Source organism: Natronosalvus vescus (assembly GCF_023973145.1).
Lineage (GTDB): Archaea > Halobacteriota > Halobacteria > Halobacteriales > Natrialbaceae > Natronosalvus > Natronosalvus vescus.
Window position 1 is genome coordinate 528,112 of sequence record NZ_CP099546.1, and the last position, 25,520, is coordinate 553,631.

Annotated in this window: 21 protein-coding genes, 3 tRNA genes and 1 other RNA gene; 20 read left to right on the forward strand and 5 right to left on the reverse strand. The window is 60.5% G+C overall.

The window, feature by feature from the left end:
• Nucleotides 1-108: 108 nt before the first annotated feature.
• Nucleotides 109-537, forward strand: an RNA gene (gene rnpB / locus NGM68_RS02430) — RNase P RNA component.
• A 171-nt stretch (nt 538-708) separates the two neighbouring features.
• Here rnpB and NGM68_RS02435 read toward each other — a convergent pair.
• Nucleotides 709-1,143, reverse strand: coding sequence for an OsmC family protein (locus NGM68_RS02435; RefSeq protein WP_252700064.1), 435 nt, complete (start codon nt 1,141-1,143; stop codon nt 709-711).
• Between the two features lie 159 nt (nt 1,144-1,302).
• Nucleotides 1,303-1,375 (reverse strand) — tRNA-Arg (locus NGM68_RS02440).
• Nucleotides 1,376-1,927: 552 nt separating this feature from the next.
• On the opposite strand from NGM68_RS02440, the gene NGM68_RS02445 reads away from it, so the two are divergent.
• The 5 genes from NGM68_RS02445 (at nt 1,928) to NGM68_RS02465 (ending at nt 6,466) form a co-directional block, all read left to right on the forward strand.
• Nucleotides 1,928-2,338: a hypothetical protein gene (locus NGM68_RS02445; RefSeq protein WP_252700065.1), complete on the forward strand. Its 411-nt coding sequence runs from the start codon at nt 1,928-1,930 to the stop codon at nt 2,336-2,338.
• A gap of 359 nt (nt 2,339-2,697) precedes the next feature.
• Nucleotides 2,698-4,131 (forward strand): single-stranded DNA binding protein, encoded by a 1,434-nt coding sequence (locus tag NGM68_RS02450; protein WP_252700066.1) that lies wholly within the window; start codon nt 2,698-2,700, stop codon nt 4,129-4,131.
• 144 nt (nt 4,132-4,275) lie between these two features.
• Nucleotides 4,276-4,707: a histone gene (locus NGM68_RS02455; protein WP_252700067.1), complete on the forward strand. Its 432-nt coding sequence runs from the start codon at nt 4,276-4,278 to the stop codon at nt 4,705-4,707.
• 4 nt (nt 4,708-4,711) lie between these two features.
• Nucleotides 4,712-5,719, forward strand: coding sequence for a histone deacetylase family protein (locus tag NGM68_RS02460; RefSeq protein ID WP_252700068.1), 1,008 nt, complete (start codon nt 4,712-4,714; stop codon nt 5,717-5,719).
• Nucleotides 5,720-5,812: 93 nt separating this feature from the next.
• Nucleotides 5,813-6,466, forward strand: a complete 654-nt coding sequence (locus NGM68_RS02465; RefSeq protein ID WP_252700069.1) for a DUF6517 family protein — start codon at nt 5,813-5,815, stop codon at nt 6,464-6,466.
• 39 nt (nt 6,467-6,505) lie between these two features.
• Here NGM68_RS02465 and cca read toward each other — a convergent pair whose 3' ends face one another.
• Entirely contained in the window at nt 6,506-7,924 is a 1,419-nt protein-coding gene (cca, locus tag NGM68_RS02470; protein ID WP_252700070.1) for a CCA tRNA nucleotidyltransferase, read from the reverse strand.
• Nucleotides 7,925-8,050: 126 nt separating this feature from the next.
• Between cca and NGM68_RS02475 the strand changes: the two genes are divergently transcribed.
• The 7 genes from NGM68_RS02475 (at nt 8,051) to NGM68_RS02505 (ending at nt 14,505) form a co-directional block, all read left to right on the forward strand.
• Nucleotides 8,051-8,123, forward strand: a tRNA-Asn gene (locus NGM68_RS02475).
• 152 nt (nt 8,124-8,275) lie between these two features.
• On the forward strand, nt 8,276-9,610 hold the full coding sequence (locus tag NGM68_RS02480; RefSeq protein WP_252701366.1) for a CobW family GTP-binding protein: 1,335 nt from the start codon (nt 8,276-8,278) through the stop codon (nt 9,608-9,610).
• 108 nt (nt 9,611-9,718) lie between these two features.
• Nucleotides 9,719-10,303, forward strand: coding sequence for a MogA/MoaB family molybdenum cofactor biosynthesis protein (locus tag NGM68_RS02485; RefSeq protein ID WP_252700071.1), 585 nt, complete (start codon nt 9,719-9,721; stop codon nt 10,301-10,303).
• A gap of 147 nt (nt 10,304-10,450) precedes the next feature.
• A tRNA-Ile gene (locus NGM68_RS02490) sits at nt 10,451-10,556 on the forward strand.
• Nucleotides 10,557-10,938: 382 nt separating this feature from the next.
• The gene (locus NGM68_RS02495; RefSeq protein WP_252700072.1) at nt 10,939-11,967 is read left to right on the forward strand and encodes a Bug family tripartite tricarboxylate transporter substrate binding protein; all 1,029 of its coding nucleotides are present in this window, start codon (nt 10,939-10,941) and stop codon (nt 11,965-11,967) included.
• 265 nt (nt 11,968-12,232) lie between these two features.
• A complete protein-coding gene (locus NGM68_RS02500) occupies nt 12,233-12,988 on the forward strand; it encodes a hypothetical protein (RefSeq protein WP_252700073.1) in 756 nt (251 codons plus the stop codon).
• Nucleotides 12,985-14,505 (forward strand): tripartite tricarboxylate transporter permease, encoded by a 1,521-nt coding sequence (locus NGM68_RS02505; RefSeq protein ID WP_252700074.1) that lies wholly within the window; start codon nt 12,985-12,987, stop codon nt 14,503-14,505. The genes NGM68_RS02500 and NGM68_RS02505 overlap by 4 nt, the downstream gene beginning before the upstream one ends.
• Nucleotides 14,506-14,863: 358 nt before the next feature.
• Here NGM68_RS02505 and NGM68_RS02510 read toward each other — a convergent pair whose 3' ends face one another.
• A complete protein-coding gene (locus tag NGM68_RS02510; protein ID WP_252700075.1) occupies nt 14,864-15,085 on the reverse strand; it encodes a hypothetical protein in 222 nt (73 codons plus the stop codon).
• A gap of 539 nt (nt 15,086-15,624) precedes the next feature.
• On the opposite strand from NGM68_RS02510, the gene NGM68_RS02515 reads away from it, so the two are divergent.
• Genes NGM68_RS02515 through NGM68_RS02545 form a run of 7 tightly spaced genes read left to right on the forward strand, consistent with a single transcriptional unit; the run spans nt 15,625 to nt 24,164 of the window.
• Entirely contained in the window at nt 15,625-19,281 is a 3,657-nt protein-coding gene (locus NGM68_RS02515; protein ID WP_252700076.1) for a type II/IV secretion system ATPase subunit, read from the forward strand.
• Nucleotides 19,278-21,341 (forward strand): type II secretion system F family protein, encoded by a 2,064-nt coding sequence (locus NGM68_RS02520; protein ID WP_252700077.1) that lies wholly within the window; start codon nt 19,278-19,280, stop codon nt 21,339-21,341. The genes NGM68_RS02515 and NGM68_RS02520 overlap by 4 nt, the downstream gene beginning before the upstream one ends.
• Nucleotide 21,342: 1 nt before the next feature.
• Nucleotides 21,343-21,825, forward strand: coding sequence for a DUF7287 family protein (locus tag NGM68_RS02525; RefSeq protein WP_252700078.1), 483 nt, complete (start codon nt 21,343-21,345; stop codon nt 21,823-21,825).
• 2 nt (nt 21,826-21,827) lie between these two features.
• Entirely contained in the window at nt 21,828-22,502 is a 675-nt protein-coding gene (locus NGM68_RS02530; RefSeq protein ID WP_252700079.1) for a DUF7288 family protein, read from the forward strand.
• A complete protein-coding gene (locus NGM68_RS02535) occupies nt 22,496-22,939 on the forward strand; it encodes a DUF7261 family protein (RefSeq protein ID WP_252700080.1) in 444 nt (147 codons plus the stop codon). The genes NGM68_RS02530 and NGM68_RS02535 overlap by 7 nt, the downstream gene beginning before the upstream one ends.
• Nucleotides 22,936-23,430, forward strand: coding sequence for a DUF7266 family protein (locus NGM68_RS02540; RefSeq protein ID WP_252700081.1), 495 nt, complete (start codon nt 22,936-22,938; stop codon nt 23,428-23,430). Before NGM68_RS02535 ends, NGM68_RS02540 begins: the two co-directional genes overlap by 4 nt.
• The gene (locus NGM68_RS02545; protein WP_252700082.1) at nt 23,430-24,164 is read left to right on the forward strand and encodes a DUF7289 family protein; all 735 of its coding nucleotides are present in this window, start codon (nt 23,430-23,432) and stop codon (nt 24,162-24,164) included. The genes NGM68_RS02540 and NGM68_RS02545 overlap by 1 nt, the downstream gene beginning before the upstream one ends.
• On the opposite strand, the gene NGM68_RS02550 is transcribed toward NGM68_RS02545, so the two are convergent.
• Nucleotides 24,158-25,420, reverse strand: coding sequence for a hypothetical protein (locus tag NGM68_RS02550; protein WP_252700083.1), 1,263 nt, complete (start codon nt 25,418-25,420; stop codon nt 24,158-24,160). The genes NGM68_RS02545 and NGM68_RS02550 overlap by 7 nt on opposite strands.
• Nucleotides 25,421-25,520: the final 100 nt, after the last annotated feature.

The window sequence follows — 25,520 nt, forward strand, 5'->3', positions numbered from 1 at the left end:
TTATCGAGCTGTTAAACGGCGATAGAGCCCGCGTAGCCTGTCCCACGACCGACTGGTAGGATCGTTCCAATCGAGACACTTAACCGAGTTCCGACCCTACCACTCAGTGGGAGAGAGAGCCTGGCTGCCGCGATGGCCGCCCCGAATCGGGTCGGCCACCAGACGCGAGCGACCTGTTCGTTCGCGCCCGCGAGGAAAGTCCCCCCACCCGTTGGGCGGGTGACCGGACGCAAGTCCGGAGCGGGAGACCGCTGGCTCTGGAACAGAAACGACACGTCTCGGCCCGATCGATGATGCGTGCGAACCCAACCGCAAGGACGGGGAGTCAACCCGCAGAGAGCGCGCGGTCGTGTACCGACCGCATTAGGTGAGGCGGTGATACCGCCACACAGACGGCCGAGGATCGATGGAACGGCGAACCCTCACCGGTGCAAGTTCCCGTCGCAGGTAGCCCGACAACGCCGCGGTTCGCCGCGGGCGACGCGAACGCTCAGCCGAATGCCGGGATGAACAGAAGGGGGCTTACTCCTCTCACCTATTTCCTCCGTCGAGTGACGACATCCCCTCTCGAGCGACGCGCTCGAGTGTCGACTGCCCACTGCCGACTGCCGTTCGCGAGGAGCGTGCCATAACGCTCGAGCTGGTGCACTCGTCGACCGATGCCGTCGCTGGTTCGGCTCTCCGCACCATCACAAAGCCGGATCTGGCTCAAACCGTCGACAACGACACGTCGATCCCCGTCTCGTGTTCGACGTTGTCGGTGATCGGACACCGTGTTTTCACGCCCTCGAGCCACGCCTCGAGTTCGTCGTCCGTTGCCTCGGCGTCGATCTCGATGTCGACTTCGATCCCCTGGAAGCCGGGCCGGGCGTCGGTCTCCTCGCCCCTGTAGGCCGAATAGTCGACGCCACCCTCGACGGTCACTGACAGCGACTCGATGCGGATATCCATGTCTCGTGCGACCATCGTCCCCGTCGAATTGAGACAGCCGGCGACCGAGCTGAGCATGTACTCGACCGGGTTGACGTCACGACCGATTTCGAACTCTGCGTCGCCCGTGTCGACCGCCATTCGTTTCGGGCTGATGCGAGTTCCCTCGAGCGTGTACCACGATAGTGCCGACTCGTCGTCTTCGTCTACCATACGTGGTCGTTTTCACGCCGTCGAGTAATGTGTTCTGGGTGGTGGCGGCGACACTCGCGGATGGTGTGCGTTCGTCGATCAGATCCCGTTTAGACACCCTGACAGAGTCTATCGACCACGATGCGGGCACTGGGAACGTAACGTCGCGAACAAAGTGAGCGTCCTGACGGAGATTTGAACTCCGGTCCCTGGCTCCGCAAGCCAAGAGGATAGTCCACTACCCTACCAGGACTCATATCCAAGTAACCCGGAGTGCGTTAAAGCCCTTTCGAAAGACCGGTGCCCACCGTCTGGTGATTTTGGGGCGTGTTCCCGCTATGCACGCACCTCGAGTGAGCGTCACGCGTGACTGAACCCCTGTTTCCTCTCGACCTTCACTCGCCTGGGAACCCTATCGTGTTGGCCACGTATCCTGTACCCCTCCCCTGTGAGGCTTATTTGACTGCTAACGCACCGATGAACGGTCATAGGCGGACGCTGTGGCGGCGTGACGATCTCGAGGGAATCGTTGATCGATAAACGCAACGGTAGAATGGTCGAATTTCGTTCGTTCCCTCGTCGAAACGGAGCCGTGATCGCGTGATTCAGCATCTATGCACGTTGATTGTTGCGGCGTGTGAACGGCTGACAATATCTTCGGCCTACTCCCGACGCCCAAAACTGAAACGGTAGCCTGCGGATCGTTTCGACGGCGAGACAGTCTAAACTGGCTGCAATTCGAGTCAATCACGGCGGACGGTGACCGTCGCTTATGTGGCACTCCGTTGGCCCACCAACTGGCACTATGCCAGACAACCCACTCAGCAGACGTCGATTCGTAACCGTAGCTAGCGCATGTACGGTCGCCGCACTCGCGGGCTGTACTGATGAAGGCCCTGGCGACGAGATTGACGACGAGGGCGAACCGGTTGACGACGAGGATGGGCTAGATGACGATGTCGGCGACGACGAGGAAGACGACGACTTCGGCGACGACGAAGAAGATGACGGTGTCGGTGACGATGAAGAAGACGACGACTTCGGCGACGATGAAGAAGACGACGATGTCGGTGACGACGAAGAAGATGACGGTGTCGGCGACGACGAAGAAGACGATGGTGTCGATGACGACGAAGAAGACGACGGTGTCGGTGACGACGAAGAAGATGACGGTGTCGGCGACGACGAAGAAGACGATGACGACACCACGGACTGAGGGGACTGCGTTCGACTACTAACAGATCGAGACTTTTCTTTTTATCGTGCGTTCGAGCCCTGGCTTCGCTGAGACTTTAAATACGAACGCGAACCAGTACCGGTATGAGCCGACGACGACCGAGAGCGCGACGCTCCCGACGACATGCCGATCAGGGGCCTTGGAAGAGTGGTGAGTCATAGTGATTCTTGGAACTGTTGAGACACTCGAGGCAAGCCGTCACTGCTCGCGTGTCTCAGGATCGCCAAGAATCGCTATCAGTCGGACGAACACTGCTACCGGTAGTTCGAGGAATGTTCACTGGTGCCGACAGCAAATGGACAATGCTTATGCGCGGGCTACCCATGCACGAGCATAGAATGAGCGAGATCGAGGGTATTTACGAAGACCTCGAGGCTGACGTCTCCCTCGAGGAGTTTCGCGAGGCCGTCGAGGCCAAAGTCGAGCAGATGGGTGGGCTCGCCGACGAGGAAACGGCGGCGATGCTGATCGCGCACGAACTCGGCGAGAGCGAGGTCAACGGGGTAGCCGACGTCGAACCCGGGATGGAGGAAGCGAAGTTCGTCGCCAAGGTGGTGCGCATCGGCGACCTCCGAACGTTCGAGCGCGACGGCGAGGACGAAGACGGCCGCGTCGTCAACGTCGAAGTCGCCGACGAAACCGGAAGTATCCGGGCGGCGTTCTGGGACGAACACGCCGAGGCGGCGATCAACGAACTCGAGGAAGGCCAGGTATTGAAGATCAAAGGCCGGCCGAAGGAGGGCTTCAGCGGCGTCGAGGTCAGTGTCGACGACGTCCAACCGGACGACGAGACTGAGATCGACGTCCAACTCACCGACACTTACACCGTCGAGGCACTGTCGCTCGGCCTCTCGGACGTGACGCTCGTCGGCGTCGTTCTCGATACCGATTCGGTTCGAACGTTCGACCGGGACGACGGCTCGACGGGTAAAGTCTCGAACCTCACTCTGGGCGATTCGACCGGCCGGATTCGCGTGACCCTCTGGGACGAGCAGGCCGACCTCGCCGACGAGTTCACCCCCGGGGAAACCGTCGAGGTCGTCGACGGCTACGTGCGCGACCGTGACGGCGCGCTCGAGCTCCACGTCGGGAACCGCGGCGCGATCGAAACCGTCGACGAGGACGTGGAGTACGTCCCCGAGAGTACACCGATCGAACAACTCGAGATCGGCGAGACCGTCGACATTGCCGGCGTCGTTCGCTCCGCCGATCCGGTGCGGACGTTCGATCGGGACGACGGCTCCGAGGGGCAGGTACGAAACATTCGCGTCCAGGATGCGACCGGCGACATTCGGGTCGCGATGTGGGGCGAGAAAGCCGACGTGGACGTCGGCCCCGGTGACGAGGTCGCTCTCGCGGACGTCGAGATCAAAGACGGCTGGCAGGACGACCTCGAGGCGTCGGCCGGCTGGCGATCGACGGTAACCATCCTGGGTGACGGCGGTGGCGGTGACGCAGGCGACGCGAGGGACGACGAGTCGACCGGCCTGTCGGCGTTCACCGATGCAGACGGCGGCGCTGAATCGGCGTCAACCGATGAAGAGACCGAGGCCGATTCTGCGTCACCGGCTCCCGATCCGGTCGAGGACGGCGACTCGGACGAACCGATCGAGTTCACGGGCGTCGTCGTTCAGGCTGGCGACCCGGTCGTCCTCGACGACGGCGACACGACGATGAGCGTCGAGACGTCTGCCGACGTCGGACTCGGTGAGGAAGTGACCGCTCGCGGACGAGTTCGTGACGGGCGGCTCGAAGCCGATGACGTCTTCTAGTACCGTTCCAAACGTCGACTGTTGGGTAAACTCGGACGACCACAATCGATTGCACCCACCAGTTCTGGTTTGGAACGCCACTAGCGAAGACGGCCGGTCGCCTGTACGAAAAGCATTAAGAAGGTCAACTTCGGCTATCTGTGTATGAACGTCGAACTCCCGTTCGCTCCGGTGGACACCATCATCCGGCGAAACGCGGGGGAACTTCGGGTAAGCGCGGGCGCGTCTGAGGAACTCGCGAAGGAAATTCAGGTTCACGGGGCACGCCTGGCCGTCGACGCGGCCGAACGCGCGACGGCCGATGGGCGAAAGACGCTGATGGCCGAAGACTTCGAGGTCGAAACGCTCGTCGATAAAGACACACTCGAGTTGCCGGTTGCACCCGTCGATCGGATCGCACGCATCGACATCGACGACAACTACCGCGTCTCGATGGACGCGCGCATCGCACTCGCGGACATCCTCGAGGACTACGCCGATAACGTGGCACGGGCCGCGGCTACACTCGCTCACCATGCCGACCGCCGAACGATCACGGCGGACGATATAGAGACGTACTTCGCCCTCTTTGAGTAACCATATGCGATTTGGGTATAGCGCCACCTGTCTCGACCACGACCCCGGGCCGCGCCATCCGGAGACACCGGATCGCCTCCGGGCGATTCGAGGGGGGCTCAAACACAAACACGAGGTCGAGTACGTCGAGGCCGACCCCGTCTCGATCGATCGTATGGCTGGCGTGCACGACAGGAACTATCTCGAGGACGTCCGTGCGTTCTGTGCCGATGGCGGGGGCAACTGGGATCCGGATACGACTGCCACCGAGGAGACCTGGGATGCCGTCCGGATGAGCGCTGGACTCGCCTGCTGGGCAGCCGAACGAGCGATCGAGGGCGACGACGGACGACAAACGCCGTTTTCGATTGGGCGGCCACCTGGTCATCACGCCGTGGTCGACGACGCAATGGGATTCTGTTTCGTCAACAACGTGGCCGTCGCTGCTCAGTACGCACTCGACGAACACGGCGTCGACCGGGTGGTGGTCCTCGACTGGGACGTCCATCACGGGAACGGAACGCAAGATATCTTTTACGACAGGGAGGACGTGTTCGTCGTCTCCCTCCACGAAAAAGGGCTGTACCCGGGGACGGGTGAGGTCGACGAAACCGGTCGTGGAGCGGGAGCGGGAACGACGATGAACGTCCCGATGCCTGCGGGGGCCCACGACGGCGACTACTGTGCGGCGTTCGACCGGGTGATCCTCCCGCGCTTGAAGACGTACGACCCCGATCTCGTCCTCGTCAGCGCTGGCTTCGATGCGCATCGCCACGATCCGATTTCGCGCATTCGCCTCTCGACGGAGGCGTACGCGCTCATGACCGATGGGATACGATCGTTCGTCGACAACGTGGGCGCTGGACTGGCGTTCGTCCTCGAGGGTGGCTACGGGCTCGAGGTACTCGCCGACAGCGTTGGCCTGGTTCACGAGACGTTCGACGGACGCGATCCACTCGGCCCCGACAACGGTGTGAGCGACGACGTCGATGCGTTGCTCGAAGCGGTATCCGTGACACACGGACTCGAGTAACCCGGGCCTCGATCCGTTCGGTGACACGCGTCATCAAAACGTCACGTCGGGGGCCAACAAACTCATACGAACTGGATGGGTAGGGAATTCGTAATGCATCGCAGAAATGTCCTCACGGGGGCAGGTGTCGTGGGGATTGCAAGTCTCTCGGGATGCCTGGGTGTGCTGGGACTCGACAGCCACGAATCGAAACCGGCCGGCGTCGACGAAGGTGTGCTCGCGGATACCGGCTACGAACAGACGAAGGTCGAACCGATCGGAATCGAAGAGGAGTTCGATGCCGTCCTCTATACGGAGACGATTCGGGTGACGAACTACCTGACCGAACACGAGAAAGCTATCGATCTCGGCCCACTGGGTCGCCAGCGAGCAGCCGTGTTCATGGTGTTGACGACGCCGAAGGTCGAAGTTGCTGGCCGAGAACTCAACCCGGTCGAGGATATGTCGACCGACGAACTCGTCTCCCTCGTCGAGGATAATTACGACGACATCGGTGATATCACCCACCAGGGCGACGAGTCGGTGACGATCCTCGGCGAAGGGACGACAGTCTCCCAATTTAGCGCCGATGCACAGTTCGACGGCCAGGACGTGGACGTACGCATCCACGTGTCAGAGGCCGTGCAAACGGACGACGACCTCGTCGTCGCGATCGGTATCTACCCGGAACAGACGCGCGATCAGGAGGGGCCGAACGTTGGCTCGCTCATGGAGGGCATCATCGAGGATGCCCACGACGATTCGTAGTCTGATTTTCTCTCTGCCTCGGATGCACTCGAGATTCGATCACGGCGTAGGATCGTAAAACCGGGCCAGTGCTCGCGGGAACTCCTCGAGTAGTGCGGTCACCTCGTCATCGACGAGGATGTCGTAGCGTTCTTCGAGGGCGGTTTCGACGTGTGCGCCGAGGCTCACGCCGAAGAGGTCGTCGCTCTCGAGAAACGCGATAGCACTCCGATAGTCGCGTTCGCGCTCGACGACGTACCGATCGCCGTCGAGAAACGGGCCGTAGACGGTGTCGTCGTTCGTATAGGCGTCGAAGAACCCTTCGGCGTGGGTTCGGACGTGCACCGGCGGCCCTTCGTGGCGCTCGATTGCGGGTCGTTCGGTGACTGCGAGCTCGAGGTACAGGACGCCCGTCTCATCGGCGAAGGACTCGGCGCGGAACACCTCGAACCCGCGATCGTCGAGGCCACGTCGTACCCCCTCGAGCGATTTTCTGAGCTGTGGATACAGTTGATCGTCGACAACATCGGGGGCATCGAACCGGATCGCGACCGGTGTCGTGTCCCGGCGCTCGAGGTGCGTCTCGAGGGCGTCGACCTCGAGTGGCTCCGGCGGTTCGGCGTCGAAGAGTCCGGGGTTGGGTGCCTCGAGGAGTTCGCGGGCGTAGTGCTGGACGCGGGCGACGTTTTCGGCCGAGCAGACAGCCGCGACGTTCCGTCCGGGGTCAGTCGGATCGATGACGATCAGTGGGTCATCGAACGTGGCCTGTCCGTGGTCTTCGGGATCGAGTTCGACGGGCGGGTGCCAGTCGGCTGCGGCTTCGAGAAACGAGCGAAAGCCGCCGTACTCGACGACGAGGAGTTCTGTCAGGTAGCCGCTGAACCCTTCAGTCCTGAGGTTCGACCCGTAGGCCCCGATTCCCTTGAGAAACTGCTTGGCAAGGCGAACGTCGTCGACGAGGTCGTCGTCGAGGCGCTCCTCGAGATACCAGTTGTGAAACGGTGTTCTGTCGACAGCCGACCTGATGTCGGTGGCATCCTCCAGGCGAAAGCAGGGGACGAGATCCACGTCGAACCCGTCGTACTCCCCTTTGACGTAGGGATGTTCGGCGTACTCCTCGTGCCCTGAGGGCAACGTTTCGTGCCCGACCTCGAGCCCGTACGTTTCGAGCGTCTGGCGGTCGATCGTCGGTGGAAAGCGAACGAAGATGTCGATGTCTCGATCGCCGCTAATCCAGGTGTCCCGCGCGCTCGAGCCGACCTGGAGGACGTCTGCACCGGGACTGCGGTCGGTTGCGGCTGTCGCCGCGCGCTCGAGCAGCGTTGTGGCGGTTGCTCGAAGGATTGCCCGCTCGTTCTCGTCGGGTTCGATCTCCGCGAGCACTGCTCGAGTGACGGCCTCGAACGTGGGTTCCCCGTCAGTGGACGCGTCGTCGGCCTCGTCGGCGTTCGATTCGCCACGGGCCGTGTCGTCGGTCATTACGGAGGCGTACTCGAGCGATGGGGGAAAGCGTATCGACCTGCAACCGACCTCGTATGTCACCGACGAACACGACCGCGGGAAAAACGAAAGCCCTATCAAATCGACCCGACAACCTGCAGATGAGCCGAAGTAGCTCAGTTGGTAGAGCACCTCGCTGTTAACGAGGCGGTCCCAGGTTCGAGTCCTGGCTTCGGCGCTTTTGTTTCGACCGGTACAAATGGTGCGTGTGCTGTGTCTCTACCTGCTGACGTCTTGCTAACGTTCAAGTGACGTCCTTGCGACGTCTAAATCGTGCTCGGCGACGTCGATCCACAGGCACAAGGTGCCTCCGCTCGAGCACTCGAGTACATGGCCGTGCCTGTCACGATCCTCTGTGGGGCCCTCGGTGCCGGAAAGACGACACTGTTGTCGCAGCTACTCGAGCAAGACGACCGCGAGATCGCCGTCGTCGTCAACGACGTCGGCGAGGTGAACGTCGACGCGGATCTGGTCGAGACGCGTACGGATCTCGAGACCGGTGAGGAGGTCGTCGCCCTCGAGAACGGCTGTATCTGCTGTAGCCTCGGCGGCGACCTCTCTCGTGCCGTCGTGAACCTCTGGAAACGACACGATTTCGATGCGCTCGTCGTCGAAGCCTCCGGCGTCGGCGAACCCGAGCCGATCGCCCACCAGTTCGTCCGCGGTCCAGCCGGCGGCCCATACGATCTCGACGCTATCGTCACGGTGGTCAACGCCCGCCAGTTCTCCGATACGTTCCTCGCGGACGGCACGAGTGAGCCCCCGACGCAGTCAGAGCCGGACGAGGCGGGGACGCGCCCGTTGTCCGATCTCTTGCTCGAGCAAATCGAGTTCTGTGATCTTCTCGTGGTCAACAAATGTGATCTTGTCTCCGAGACCGAACTGGGCGCGGTCGTCGACGCGCTCGAGGCACTCCAGCCGCGTGCGGCGATTCACACGACGTCCTACGGCGATCTCGCGGTCGATACCGTCCTCGACACCGGCCTGTTCGACTTCTCGGTCGCACGGGAGGCCGCGGGATGGAAGCGGGCGATCGACGGTGACGATGGCCACTCGTTTTACGAACATGATCACGACGACTCCGACAATGATCCCGACGACGACGACGACCACGATCATGGGCTACACCACCAAGACGACCATGACCACGATCATGACGGTCACGATCACGCCCGCGACCACGTCCACCCACTAGAACGATACGGCATCGTCGTCGACACCTACCACCGCGTGCGCCCGTTCCACCCTGAGCGACTGGTCGAGTTCCTCGAGCACCCGCCCGACGGACTGATCCGGATGAAAGGCCTCACCTGGGTTGCTGGCCGCGAGGAGCAGGCAATCACGATGAGTCTCGCCGCGACCGAAACCAGCCTCGAGGTCACCGGTAGGTGGATCGCCAGTTTCTCCGCCCAGCAACAGGAGACCTACCGCGCCAGCCAGCCGGATCTCCCCTGGGACGACACCTGGGGCGACCGGGAAACCCGCCTGGCGGTCATCGGTCACGACCTCGAGCTCGACCCTCTGTTCGACCGGCTCGACGAGTGTCTGGTCACCGATGCGGAACTCGAGGCGGGGCCGGAACGTTGGTCGACGTTCGAGAATCCCACGCCGACGGCGATGAATCGGACGGTGGTGGTCTCGAGTGCTGAGCGGGAGTGTTGGTGATGAGCGTGCGAGTGAGGAGCGCTGACGGCTGATCAGGTGGCGCTGAAACGGGCGCGGATTCCGCCTGCGTGGGATGGCTATTTGTCCCTTCGTTCCCCAGACACGCACATGACTGATCCCGACCGACGAACGACGGACGACCACGGCCACGACGTGATCGACCCGCTGTACGTTGCCATCGTGACGGTATCGACCTCGAGAGCGGGCGACGAAGATCCGGACGACCCCGGCGGCGACACCATCCAGGCGTGTTTCGAGAGCGAGGGCCACGAGGTGCGCCGGCGTGAACTGGTACGAGACGACTACGCCGCCATTCGAACGGCCGTCAGGAGCCTGGTCGTCCAGCCCGACGTCGACGTCGTCGTGACGACCGGCGGCACTGGCGTCACCGCCGACGACGTCTCACCAGATGCCGTCTCGGCGTTGTTCGAACGCGAACTACCCGGTTTCGGCGAACTCTTTCGCTCGCTGTCGTGGGATGAGGTCGGCACCCGGGCGATGGCCTCTCGAGCCACTGCGGGAATTACCGCCGACACGCCGGTGTTCTGCCTCCCCGGGAGCACGAACGCCTGTCGGACGGCCTGTGAACAGTTGATCGTTCCCGAGGCTCCACACCTGGCCGGTTTGGCGACCAAACATCGCGTCGGGACGAACACCCAGACCCAGACGCTCGCGGATTTCGACGGGGAGTGATTTGCTAGAGCGAGGGTGAAACCCGTGTTCGCTACGTGTCGTGACCTCGAGTGCGATACACGGTGCGAAGGGAGGCTGGTCTGGACGGTGACTCGAGCCGTATCAGACAGCAAGCGTTAATTAGCCCGCCCGTTTTCTGCCGACTACGGGCCCTTAGCTCAGTCTGGTTAGAGCGCTCGGCTCATAACACGCTCTCATACGTGAGGGGGTGTGGGATACCGAGTGGTCGTTGGTTCAAATCCGGCAGGGCCCATGGAGATCACGAGCGATTGGAATGGAATGCTGACGGATTTCTACCCAGAGCGAAGCGGGTTCTGTAGTTTAAATTCGGCGGAATCAATGAACTATATGGCTTTAGGCTAAGGGGTTTGGAAAACATATGGATCGACCATCTTTTTGCGAATTAACCGGTAGCCAAATCACGAGTCGGAGTTGGGTTCATTTACCTGTTAGCTGTGATTCGCTGCCGCCGTACCTCATTGATCATCGAAGAGAGGCCAGCCAATATGAGAATTGAGTGATACGTGCTTTGTGAAGAGATCGCGTTGTGGTGAGTTATACGCTCTTTTAAGGATATGAACGTCTAATAGGAGGAACATAATTATTAATACCTTTGGCTGGGATTGACAACCACAATGCAACGACGCGCATTCTTAAAGTGTGGTGCCGCTGGGACGACCGGTTTGACAATGGGGCTGGCAGGGTGTCTCGGGGACATCGGAGGTGGAGACGATTTCCCGTCGGAGTCACTTACCTGGATGATCCCGTGGTCGGAAGGTGGTGGGACGGACACGTATGCGCGCCAGTTATCACCGCACATGGAAGAACCACTGGGGGAATCAATTGAGATCGATAACCGTGAAGGTGCCGGCAGTATGGTCGGATCCGAGTGGCTCCACGCACAGGACAACGACGGTCACACGTTTGGTACCGTCAACAGTCCTGGCTGGGACTTCACCTGGCGAGCGCAAGAAATCGATGATTGGCATCCCGACGACTTCGAGCCGATCAGTTATGCCGGCTTCTTCGGATACACGCTCATCGTTAACAACAGGTACGAAATCGAAACCTTTGACGGACTTCGCGACGCGTACGCCGACGGTGACATCACGGGATTCGCCCACCAGGGTGCGGGGAGTGACAGCCACTTGACCACGCTGTTACTCAGAGAAGAGTACGGCCTCGAGTACGACACTGCCGTTCCGTACGACGGTGGTGGTCCGGCGATGGAGGCAGTGATCTCTGACGAAGTCGCAGCCGGCTTCGCAACTAACACTTCCGCGGTCAACGCAGAGGAGTCCGGTGAGGCGAGCGCGATCGTGAACCTCATGGACGTGGATCTGACGGACGTCTGGCCGGATATAGACCGGATCGACAACTACGGGGACAGCCTGGCCTGGATCACCGAGTTCGGACAGATGCAGGTTGCACCGGAGGGGACACCGGAAGACGTACGACAACAAATCTCCGAGGCCGTGGAGGAGGCCATCAATCACGACGATCCCCAGGCGTGGTCAGAAGACACCGGTAACATCCTCGAGTACGGTGATATGGATGCGGCGGCAGACCGACTGGATGGCACTGTTGACAAGATTGAACAGCGGGTTGACGAGGCGATTGGTGGGTTCGACGAGTTCTTGCGAATGGCAGAAGAAGAAGAATAGTCGTACGACCCGCGAATCGCCGTTTCGACACGGAGATAGTGAGGAGAATACGCCGAAGCGAGGGGTAACTCAATGCGATGGTCTCCGACTGCGCTCACTGACACAGCCGTGACGGACGCCAGCGACGGGAAGACACGGCGTTTGATACACTAACTAGACGATGACTCAAGAGGATACACTGGTAGACGACACGAGGCAGATGGCACAACGGCTCGGCCGGAGTGTATCGAAAGTCCTCGAGAAAGTGTTGCGAGAACCGCCGACAATGGAGCACGTTCTGCTCGTACTGTTTCTGGTCACAGGCGTGTACATGTACGTCGGTGCGGCGAATTTTTCCCCGGCGGCGGCTGAATTTCCGCGACGCATCGCTGCCGCGACAGCCTTGCTGTCGTTTCTGATACTCGCGAGGAACTACCTGCGGATCGTCGCACCGGTCGTGACTGTTGCTCTCGGACTGTATGCACTGTACATCGGAGCAAACGCGTTCACCGAAGACGGAAGCGGAGTGGTGTGGCTCGCTCTCGGTATAGCACTCCTCTGTATCGGTATCGTATTCCGGAATTACATCGGTGAGTCCGCCGAATCGTTCGTCGCCGAACCGATGCAGGTGCTCGGGGAGGAGGACATCATCGAGGACGATGAGGACGACGATCAATCGGACGAACAAGCGGAAACGGAGGAGTCAGGCGCGATGTACGTCTACGACATCGACGATCCGAAGGGGCCTGTCGTCACCGGCATTTTGTGTATCGGGTATATGTTGTTGACATTTACGATTGGGATGCTGTACGCGACTCCACTGTTCGTCATAGCCTGGACACTCTGGGTGAAGATGGACAGAGCAAAAGCCGTCGCCCTCGTCCTCATCAGTTTCGTCTGTGCGTATCTGTTCTACGAACTGATCCAGTCGGACATCGCCGAAGGCTGGGTCACCGGGTTCGAACCCCCACCACCTGACGTCTTACTCGAGCTGTTGATACGCTTCCTCAGCTTCCTCAACTGGGGTGTGTGGTTCGTATGAGCCTCGAGACACTGATCGACGCCGTCGCCGTGTTATTCACGTTCGAAACCATGCTCTGGGTCTTCCTGGGGGTCGTCATCGGCATCATCGTCGGCGGTCTGCCTGGTCTCGGCCCACCGCTGGGAATGGCGATCATCCTTCCGTTGACGCTCCCGCTCGATGCGGGGAACGCGATCATCCTCCTGGTCGGCGTCTACAGCGGTTCGATGTACGGCGGATCGATCGCTGCAGTGTTGATCAACACGCCCGGTGTGTCGTCGTCCGCGGCGACGATGTTCGACGGGTATCCGATGTCACAACAGGGGCGGGCAGCGACGGCGCTCTCGATTTCGGCCACTGCGTCCGCCCTCGCGGGATTGTTCACCATTACGGCGCTGATCCTCTTTTCGCCGCTGTTGATCGAGATGGTGCTCGCTGTCGGTACCCCCGAGCGTTTCCTCGTCGCGTTACTCGGGTTAGCGATGATCACTGTCATCACTCGCGGTTCGTTCGCGAAGGGGTTGCTCGCTGGGGCGGCGGGGTTGCTCATCACGACCGTTGGTTCGGCACAGCCGATCGCTATCGATCGACGGTATTCGGATCACATTCTGCTGTTTGACGGGATCGACTTCGTCGCGGTGTTGATCGGCCTGTTCGCCATCGCCGAGATGATGAAACTTGCCGGCCAGGAAGGTGGCATCGCGGAGGGCGACGTTGTGATCGACAGGGCTGGAATCACGGAGGGAATTGTCGCAACGGTCAAACGGCCAGTGACGGTAATCAAGTCCGGCATGATCGGAATGATCGTCGGCGCTATTCCTGGTGCGGGCGCGACCGTGTCGAACTTCGTATCGTACTCCGAGGCGGTTCGATCATCATCGGATCCCGACTCCTTTGGTAGCGGGAACGAAGTTGGCGTCGTTGCCTCTGAAGCGTCCAACAACGGAACCGTCGCGGGCTCGCTCGTCCCGGCGATTTCGTTCGGTATTCCTGGGAGTTCGTCGACCGCCGTCCTCATCGGTGGCCTTCTCATGCACGGGTTACAGCCCGGGCCAAGTATGTTTCAGGCAGACGGCGAGTTACAGCTGACCTACGTCATGCTCCTGGCACTGCTCGTCGGGAACGTAATCATCCTCGTCTTCGGGCTCTCAATGGTCACACAACTCGGCTACCTAACGAAGATCAACACGGACTACATCATCCCGATGGTTGTTGTGCTCTCGTTCTTGGGAACATACGCCCTCCGAATCAACCCTATCGACATTCTGACGATCATCATTTTCGGTGTGATCGGGTTCTACATGGTACGGTACAACTACTCGGTGATCGCGTTCGTCCTTGGCGTGGTGCTCGGTGACATCGCCGAGGCGAACCTCTACACCGCGTTGCAGCTTTCGGGCGGTTCGTACATGATCTTCGTGAATCCGTTCGAGTACGGTAGCAGTCGGTGGCTCTCACTCATTCTGGTGATTCTGATCTTCGCACTGCTGTTTGGCCCGTTTATTAAGCGAGGGATTACCAGTCTGCGTTCTGCCTGAGTGATTCGGTCGTTTTAGGGAGACTCAGCTCGTTTCACGGGGCGAGTCTCATCATTGAATATGACTCCCCATCTCCGGACAGACGTACACAGGGTTGTCCGCCTTTCCGAGGCGAGTACGGATCGGACACCGATTACTCGACGTCACCCCGGAAGTGATACAGGTTCGAACGCTCGCAGTCCTTCATCCGTCAATACGACCGCTCTAAGTGCGATAGGGAAAGGCCGACCACGATCAGACCACCAAGTATCGGAATCACTTCAAACACCTGTAACAACGGCATGATAGCGACGACTCGTGCCAACGTATCAGCTAACCGATCAGTATTCTCGATGTTTGGTGCAGTTATCGATCCTGATTACGAACTGTCCTCGCGTTGCTCCTCGTCGATCGACGAAAAACGGCTCCAGGCACCGAGTAATATTACGAGAAAGAGGACACCGAGTGCAACGCGGAGACCGATCTCCTCCCAGCCCGTTGCCTCGGCGTGGACGAGGCCACCCGCCCAACCGCCGACCACGACGGCGAGCCCGGTCGCGACGATAACCATGATCAGGAGCCGATCGGTGGGAATAGCCATCGGTTGATCTATCACCGTGCGCTCGGTAAGTTCGTTCCCTGAAAGTGCCACGCTGGTTTTCGTCCCTTCACACGCGTGGATTCCTATCTCATCTATCTCATCTCAGGACGGTGTGAGTGCCTCGAGTTCACTGCCAAAGTATCTACACGATGATTCTTGACCACCAACTACCCACTGAGTCGTGACGACGGATACGAGGGAAACGCCTCCCGACGAGCGAATCTCGCCGCCGCATAGCCCCAGAGCATCGTTCGTGAATACGCAGTGTGCCCTAAGCTACACGAGGAGCGACACAACGTTGGTAGAGGCCGGTTGCTGTTCTACCACGACCCGATCATTATAGTATTTTGAACTTTACCGGAAGATAAAAATAACCGGGGTTGAAACCACTGGTGGACAACGCGGTGGTATAACCATGAGTGTGAAACTGCGACGATGGCCGATGTGTCTATCTCTGACATGGGAGACGCCGCCCGGAATTATCAGAGTTGGTAATTTCTGGATGAATTTTTTGATGGGTGAGAGATTGGAGGGAGTCAATGGCTACTGAGGAGGTCGACCAATCTTCCCCCGAGACGTCTTCTGACGGTGGTGGGCCGGGGGATCGGTCGGAAACGCAGGATGCACACGAACCGACGCAGGGGTCAGCGACTCGCGTCGGGTCGTACACGTGGGCCGATTTCATGGCTGAGTACGGCTACGAGGACGAGATCTCGATCCTCTATCCCCACGGGACGAGCGGGCCCGACGATCAGCTCGGACTTGAGACTGACGATCGACCAATCGTTCCACACGGGGACGCCTGGGATCGCGTCGAGTTCGACCCGACCGCACATCTGGGCTACCATCCGGACGACGTCCCCGAGTTGCTGGCGGAGGTGTTCCACCCGAACGCCGATACGCTCGAGGATATCTTTTTGCAGTACGTCGATCCGGAGACGACGCCGGTTCGCAAGGACTTCTACACCTGGGAACACTACAAGTGGGAATACTACTACGACGAGGATGGAAGTCGCCCGCGCAAGAGTGACGGCTCGATCGATCCCTTCGACGAGGAAGCGGCGTTGGGGTTCGACCCGGAGGAGATCCACCAGAAGCTTCACGTGGGCGGCCAGGCGGCGATGGAACTGGACGACGTCGTCGAGGAACGAACCGTCAACGTCAACGAGGAACTCGACGAGGACAAATTCTTTTCGACCGACATCGGCGGGACGACGGTCGTCAATCGGTACGACCTCGAGAAGGCCGTCCCGTTCGCGAAAAAACGTCACTTCAGGGAGGTCGAACGCTACTGGGTCAACAAGCCCTACTCGTTCGTCATAATCTTTCACTCCGAGAAGGAAAACGAGAAGAAATACTACGCGATCGAACCATACCTCAACGAGATCGAGGAGGATCTCCAGGAGTTCCTCTCGGGGAAGTTACGAACGGCGATCAAGTACTCCGACGACGGGATCAAACACACGGCCGACGTCGAGGGTCGGCGGGAAGTGATCGAGGAGGAAACCCGTCGCCTGCTGAAACGGTACGACCTCTTCGAGAAAACCGGTGGCAAGACGAAGAAAGGCATTATCGAGTCGCTGCGGACGCTCCTTGACGAGGACGACGAGCGCCCGACCCGGGGATCCTTCCAACTCGATGGGGTCGAGACGCGACCAGAACCAGCGATCCTCGCGGACGACCCGGATACGCTGAGCGAATACCAGGTCGAAAAGCTCCTGTACCTCCTGAAACGGGATTTCCTGGGGTACGAACGGATCGACCCGATCAAACACGACATCAACGTCGAGGACATCTCCTGTGACGGCTACAACTCGCCGGTGTTCGTCTACCACTCCGGGTACGAGCAGATCATCTCGAACATCTTCCACGGCGAGGACGAACTCGACGACTTCGTCGTGAAACTCGCCCAGCGGTCGGGGAAGGGGATCAGCAAGCGACTGCCACAGGTCGACACGACGCTCCCCGACGGCTCCCGTGCCCAATTAACTCTCGGAAAGGAGGTCTCCGATCACGGGACGAACTACACGATCCGACAGTTCAAGGACGTCCCGTTCACGCCGATCGACCTCATCAACTGGAACACGTTCAGCCTCGACGAGATGGCCTATCTCTGGCTCGCCATCGAGAACCACAAGAGCCTGATCTTCGCTGGCGGGACGGCATCCGGGAAGACGACCAGCCTGAACGCCGTCTCGCTGTTCATCCCGAGCAACACCAAGATCGTCTCCATCGAGGACACCCGCGAGGTCGAACTCCCTCAGCGAAACTGGATCGCGTCGGTGACTCGGCCATCCTTCTCAGACGACGACCAGGGAGACGTCGACGAGTTCGACCTCCTCGAGGCCGCGCTCCGTCAGCGTCCGGACTACATCGTGATGGGTGAGATCCGTGGTGAAGAGGGTCGAACGCTGTTCCAGGTCATGTCGACGGGTCACACGACGTATACGACCTTCCACGCCGACTCCGTCGACGAGGTACTCAAGCGATTTACCACCGACCCCATCAACGTCTCGAAGACGATGTTCACTGCACTGGATCTGGTCTCGATCCAGACCCAGACGCGCGTGCAGGGCCAGAAGGTTCGCCGGAACAAGTCGCTCACCGAGATCAACCACTACGAGGCCGAACACGACGAGATCAACGTCCAGGACGTATACCAGTGGCAGGCCGAAACCGACGAGTATCTCAAGATGGGCGAGTCGAACACCCTCGAGGAGATCAAGTTCGACCGCGGCTGGAGCGACGAGAAACTGCAGACCGAGCTGTTCAAGCGCCAGGTCATCCTGGCATACCTGATCAAAAACGACCTCAACACCTACGCTCAGGTCGCCGCGACGGCGCAGGCGTTCATCAACGACCCGGACACGATCATGACGCTCATCGCCAACGGCCAACTCGAGAACAGCCTCGAGGATCTCCGGGAGATGGAGAGCGTGTTGATCGACGTCGATCCGGAGAAAGAGGAACTCGTCCCGCGACCGGATTCGACCACCGAGACCTACAACCTCGCGATGGATCTGCTCGAGCGGGCCGAGGAATCCCTCTTCGAGGAGTATCGGGGCAACGTCCCGAGCGGACTTGCGAGCGCACTCAGTGACGTCGAACCGGCCGAACCGATCGAGGTCGATCGGGCAGATGTCGACGAGTTCGACTTCGGCGGTGACGTCGACGAGGACGTCTCGGACGAGGCGTGGGATCTCGGCGATGGTTCGACCGAGTTCGGCTTCGATTCGGGCGAGAGTCCGTCCTGGCTCGACGACGACGGTGGATTCGGGATGGACGACGGAAGCGACGAGGCGGAGGCAACGGCGACGGCCGACGCATCGCCAGAAGCGACACCCGATACGGCGACACCGACGTCCGAATCACTACCAGAGACCGGGTCTGCTATCGAAGCTGCCGACACTGACACGCCAGTTCCGGAACTCGAGGGCGAGACTGAACCAGAATCGAGCCGGAACGTGGAACCTGGATCTGGATCGAGTGTGGGGGAAGGGTCGTCTTCGCCCCAGCCTTCGCCCTCGTCCCAACCCGCGCCCTCACCGTCGTCCGATTCCGCCCATGCCGACGACGGGTCGAGCGCTCCGTCCACTCACTCGAGTGGGGACGCAGACAACATCGGAGACGAGGGTGGAACCACCGAACAGACCTTCGAGGGGCTGTTCTCGGATATGGGATCGACGCTCGAGCGCCTCGAAGAGGAGCCCGGCCGTGACCCTGACCTCGTGTCAGATACGGGTGACAAGCCTGACACGTCGGACTTCGATGAGATGTTCCCCGATCGTGGTCTCGATTCGATCTTTGGGTCTGAGTCGCCACCGGAACCCGGTGAGGATGCCGGTTCGCCACCGCCGGGGCCTGGTGCGAACGAGCCCCTCGACCTCGATGAGGGTCGCTCGTCGACGACCGATCAGTCGATGACGGCCGCCGAGACGGACGAAACGTTGTTCGAGGAATCGGGGTCGATCTTCAGCGACGACGCCGACGAATCGTCGGACAGCGATGACGCAGACGACGAGTCCGGCTCGATTTTTAGCGACGATTCGGGAGCGTCGTCCGTCGATGACGACGGGGGATCGATTTTCAGCGACGACGATGCTGATGGATCGATCTTCGATGACGACGACAACGATGACGCAGACGGCGAGTCCGGCTCGATTTTCAGCGATGATGAGGAGGAAACGGACACATGAGCTTACAGCGGAGTGATGGCCCTGGCGGCGTGGCCGCCAGTTCGGACGTTCTGGGGGAGACGTTTTATCCCCTCTACAGTCGGCTGTTCGGGGATGACAGCCAGTTCGTCTCCGACGTCGAGTTGAAACTGGCCCAGGCGCGGATGACCGACACGGTCGAGATGTACCTCTCGCGGTCACTCGGCGTCGGCTTCCTCTCGGGGTTGGTTCTCTGGTTGATGGGCTTGATGCTGGGCTACGGGCTGTTTGCGACCGGCGTCGTGCAGGTCGATACGATCATCGGCATGCCCGTCCGGAACCCGACCGTCCTCGAGGTCATCCAGATGACGCGCATTCCCGCGCTCATCCTCGCGACGGGGCTGTTCTTCGGAACGATCGGATTCGCCCTCGGCTTTGGCTCCCTCGTCGCCATTCCGTACTCGCGAGCGTCGGCGCGCAAACGCGAGATCAACATGCTCATGACCGACTCCGTCTCGTTCATGTACGCACTGTCGGTCGGCGGACTCAACCAGCTCGAGATCCTCGAGGCGATGGCCGAGGCCGACGACACCTACGGCGAGGTCGCAAAGGAGTTCCAGAGCATCGTCCAGGAGACCGAATACTTCGACGTCGACTACCGGACGGCGATTCGCAATCAGGCGATCGAAACCCCGAGTGACGACCTCTCGCAGTTCCTGACGGACATGCTCTCGATCGTCAACAGCGGTGGGGACATGGAGAGCTTCCTCGAAGACAAGAAAGAAAAGCACATGCGGACGGCCAAGCAGGAACAGGAGCTGACTCTCGAGACGCTCGAGCTGTTCGGCGAGATGTACATGACGCTCTCGCTGTTCCCGCTCCTGTTGATCATCATCCTGGTGATCATGCAGATGGTGCCAGATGCCGACGTCGATACGAACCTGCTGTACCTGGCCGTCTATGGCCTGATCCCGCTCACTGGAGTCGGATTTATCGTCCTCGTCTCGACGGTCAAACACGACGAGCCCGGCGATGGCTATCTCACGTCGACCTCGGGTGACGACACCCGGATCAGAAGCGCGCAAGAACAGGGCCTGCTCAATCTGGGGCTGATCGAGCAGTACACCGGCAGCCACCGCGTCTTCGACCGGATCAAAAACCGAGAGGGAACTCACGAGACGGTCAACGTCCTCCGCCGGCCCCACATCTTCTTCCGGGACAACCCGCTGCTCACCCTCGCGCTGACGGTGCCGGCGGCGCTCGTCGTCGTCACGATCGCGATGGCCAACGGCTCGGCACCGACGTCGTGGGAGGGCCTGAAACAGCGTCCAGTCTGGGGAACGTTCATCTACGTCTACGCGCCGCTGTACATCACGATGGTGCCGCTGGCGATCTTCCGCGAGTGGAACGTCCTCTCACGAAGGGCCGTGGTAAAGACGCTCTCGGAAGACCTGCGCAAACTCGCGAGCGCAAACGACACTGGACTTACCCTCCTCGAGTCACTGAAATCGGTGTCGGACACCACCTCCGGGAAACTCGCCCGCGAACTCGAGTTGATGCACACCAAGGTTAACTACGGGATGAGCCTCTCGGAGGCGCTCATCGAGTTCAACAACAAGTATCACATCCCGCGGCTGGCACGGACGATCAAGCTGATCACGAAATCACAAGAAGCGTCGAACCAGATTTCGGCCGTGCTCCGGACGGCCGCCCGCTCGAGCGAGAACAACGACGATATCGAGCGTGAACGCAAGTCCCGAACGCGGATGCAGGTGGTCATCATCATCATGACGTTCATGACGCTGCTGGCGGTGATCGCCATCCTGCAGACCCAGTTCATCGGGACGATGGCCGGACTCGAGACCGGTGGAAGCAGCGACGTCGCTGCCGACGGTGCCGGGAGCCAGTTGGCTGACGCCGATTTCAGTGAGAACGTCGACATCGACTTGCTTTCGGTGTTGTTCTTCCACGCGGTGACGTTGCAGGCGATCCTCTCGGGGTTCATAAGCGGCTACATCCGCGATGCGGATCTCCTGAGCGGGTTGAAGTACGTGATCATCCTCTCGACTATCGCCCTCATTGCCTGGGCACTGGTGGCATGAGATGAGCAAACGGCGTCCACACACGAACACGGTCTCGATCTCGCTGGCCGATCGCGGCCAGACGACGCAGGATTTCGCCGTCGGTATCGGTATCTTCCTGCTCGCCGTGGCGTTCGTCTTCTCGTTCGTCCCGACGCTCATCACGCCGTTCGCGACCTCGACGGCCTCGGAGACCGCACAGGCTGACCGGATCGCTGACGAGATCGTCGCCAACTACTCGGAGGAACCAAACCAGCTCGATCTGACGGCGCTCGAGTCGGCGAACGTGAGCGAGTTGGGCGTTCGGGCAGTCGACGACCACCAGATCGATCGGGTGAACATTACGGTAGTGAACACGAGTGATGGCGGCGGGACGTTCGCCCATCCGGAGGATAGTCCGTACACCGACGAGTCGGCCGGGAGTGCGACGCGACTGGTGACGGTCACCGAGGACGCCGACATCGAGTGCGATAGGGGCTGTAAACTCATCGTGAGGGTGTGGTAACCATGTCAGGACGTCGATCCCAGGCGAGGAAACCGCGCCCACGAGGTGGCCGGCCGCTCTCGTCGACCGACAGAGGTCAGGCCTTTACCCTCGAGGGGTTCGTGGCGGCGTTCATTCTCCTGATCGCGGTGTTGTTCGCGGTGCAGTCGGTGGTCATCACGCCCTCGACCGGCGGGGCGGTGGATCGAACGGCACAGGCACAGCTCCAGCAGCAGACTCAGGACGCGCTGATTATTGCCCAGCAGGAAAATAATCTGTCGGTGATGGTTCGCCAGATCGAATTCGATAATGACGACTTCGATGGGTTCCACAACGAGACTACCGGTGCCCAAGGCGTCTACTCCATGAGCGACTTCGGCAACGAATCGACGCTCGGGGCAGTGTTGAACCAGAACCTGGATGCGGGCCAGCGGTACAACGTGGAGTTGCACTATCAGTCGCTCGATCCCGATGGCGACTCTCCGGAGCCGATCAAACTCGTCGATCAGGGCTCGCCCTCGAGTACGGCGGTGACGGCGAGTTATACGGTCGTGTTACACGGGAACCAGTCGATCACGACACCGGGTGAGAACAGAACGCTCGCTGATGTCTCCGACCCGGATGAGGAGTACATACCCCATCTAAACGACGGTGATTCCCTCTACAACGTCGTCGAAGTACGGGTGGTCGTATGGTGATCGCTATCGGAGACTCGAGCGGCGACCACGCCGGCGGCCACGACCGCGGCCAACTCGTCCTCATCGCCGCAATCACCATCGCGTTCATCCTTCTCGGCGTCGTCGTCGTGTTCAACGGCGTGCTCTACACCCAGACGCTCTCCTCGAGCGCCTCGACCCAGACGGTGTCGGATACCGATCGGACGATGCTCGAGGTGACCGATGGGGTCTGTGCCGTTTCGCCGAACGGTGAACTCGATGATGCTGCGATGGATGACTTGCAGGATCGATATCCAAGCGTCCGATCGGGGTCGACGGCGGCGGCTGTGACGATCGAATATACGCACCCAGATAACAGCACTGTGAACGTAACCGTCACGTACGCGTCGACCGACCTCGAGTTCACGCGAACGGAGACGGTCGACCTCGAGGATTGCCCAGAGGAGGTGGAGGCATGATCGGCCGTTCCGAAACCGATCGCGCCGTCTCCATCGCCATCACCCACGTCCTCACCATCGCGATTACCACAGTGCTCATCTCCGGCCTGCTCATCTCCGCCGGCAGCCTCCTCGCCGGCGAAACCGACCGCAGCGCCCAGCGATCCCTCGATACCATCGGTGAACGCCTCTCGGGCGAGATCTCGAGCGTCGAGCGGTTAGCTGCTGACGGTGAGGCTGAGACAGTGCGATTGACCGTCGAACACCCCTCGATGGTTGCGTCTGAGAGATACACGGTGACGTTGTACAACTCGACGGACTCCGATGTGTGCGCTGACGACGCGCCGTTGCTCACCGGCGACACCAACTGCATGCACCTTCAAACCCAGAGCGGCAGCGTCGACGTCTACGTCCCTGTGACCGCCGACGTCGATGACGAAAGCTCGGTTGCTGGTGGGACGATTACGATCGTGTATGAGGACGATCAAATCACACTCGAGCGTGGTACCTGATGTTCACACGAGAACCCACTGAAACGGACGAACGCGCAGTCTCCGAAGTACTCGCGTTCATCCTCGTGTTCACGATCGTTATCGGCTCGGTGACGATCGTCTCCGTGTTCGGGATGCAGTCGCTGACGAGCTATCAGGAGGGTGAGCAACTGCGCAATGCGGAGCGGGCGATGGATGCCTTGAGCGACAATTTCAACGACGTGGTTCGCTACGATGGGATTACCACCCGTTCCGGGGAACTCAACCTGCGTGATGGATCGATTACGACGAATCACGAGGGGACGGAGCTGTCCATTACCATAGATGGTGGTTCTGATCACACCATCACGACCGGCGGACTCGTCTACGAAGCCGGTAGCGGTACCGACACCATCGCCTACGAGGGCGGCGGCATCTTCCGTGGGGATCACACCGGGAACGTGGCGCTCGAGCGACCGATGATCCGCTGTACTGAGGACACTGCCGTCATCTCATTGCTCGTGATCGAACAGGAGCCACGGACGTTCCAGAGCAGCGAGATCAGCCAGATTTCGATCAGTGAAACCGACTCGATCCGCCGGACGTACACTAACCCCGGCGATGTCACGATCACCGTCGACGACTCCGACTACAAAATGGGCTGGGAACGGACGCTCGAGCAAGGTGAGTGGGACTGGAACGAGGATGATAGTGAAGCGACCTGCACCCCAGACCGCGTAACCATTCACATCGTTACCGCCGAACTCGACTACTGATCCTCCCAGTCGCCGGTCAACATCACACGATAACCGGCTCGACACCCCAGTGCCTCGATGCGCTCGACGTGTTCTTCGACGGTCCCTGCGGTGTTGAGATGGATGCCGTTCGAGAGCTGCTGGCCCTGACTCAACCGATATGCCTCGTCACGACTGACGAGAACGGGGTCGCCGTTAGCTGCAGGCACGTGGCTTGCTGATTCCGATTCCGATTCCACCTCCGGCCAGGGCAGACGAACGCCCGACAGGCCTCGCTCGAGGAGAAACTCCGTGGCGTGGACGAGCGCACCCGTGGAGGTCGAGTGTCCAATCGCGCCGATCGATCCCTGGTCGCTGAAGAATCTGACGACGTACTCGCCGTCTTTGTCATGGTCGCCGTCTCCGTTGTAATCGCCATCCTCGTCCCGACCGGCGTCGGATGGCTCGTCGTCTCCTCGAGTAGCCGTCCCACCCATCTCCACAGGTGCCTCCTCCTCCTCGATCGTTCGATCCGTGTAGTGGACGGCATTCGACGTATCATCACGGGCAGGTTCGCCGGTTTTTTGTGTCGGTTCGCCAGTCTCGGCGTCTGTCCAAGCGGTCGCCGGCTGAAACGGGCTCTCAGCAGGCGAGGACTGAGCGGCAGTCGACGGCGAGGCGGTCGTCTCCCACGCGAACGCCGCGATGAGTGAGTCCAGAAACCGATCGCTGGCTCCCTCGAGTTCGCGAGTGTACGCCTCGCCGGTGACGTCAGCGAGCAGGTCGACCATGGCCGCTCGAACTGCCTCGCGCTCGAGCGCCAGCTTCCGGGCCACGACGGGCCGTGAGTGGCGCTGCAGGCGCTCTGAGAGCGCTCGCCTGGTGTAGTGATCAGCGAGTGGCTCGAGGGTGTTCGGCTTCCACAGGTCACACCGGTGGATGTCGACTGACGCAGTTCCGGCGAGCAACAGCGTCGTCCGGCCGTTGGTGTAGATAGCCCGGTCGACGCCCGTCGCCCCGAGCAGCGGTATCAGTTCGTCCACCCGATCGTCGACGAGGTCGCTCGAGGCAGCTTCGACGGCGACGAAGAGGGCGGGAACGCTATCGATCGTACAGACGTACTCGAGGGTCGTGCCCTGGAGCGAGACGTTGGTCTGACAGTGGTCGTAGACGTCCCATCCCAGTGCCCGAAGGAGGTCGTCGACGATCGAGCGCGTCTCGAGCAGCGTTGTCGGTGGCATCTCCTCGATCCGTGCTCGCGCGAGGCGACTGAACTGGTGAAGTCGGTCAGTACTCATTTTCTCTCAATCGGTCGTCAGAGGGGATGTTTCGACGGCTCGCTCTTAAAGAACGCCTGTTGTACTACACGTGTTCTCAGTCGTGATAATCGTGGGTGAG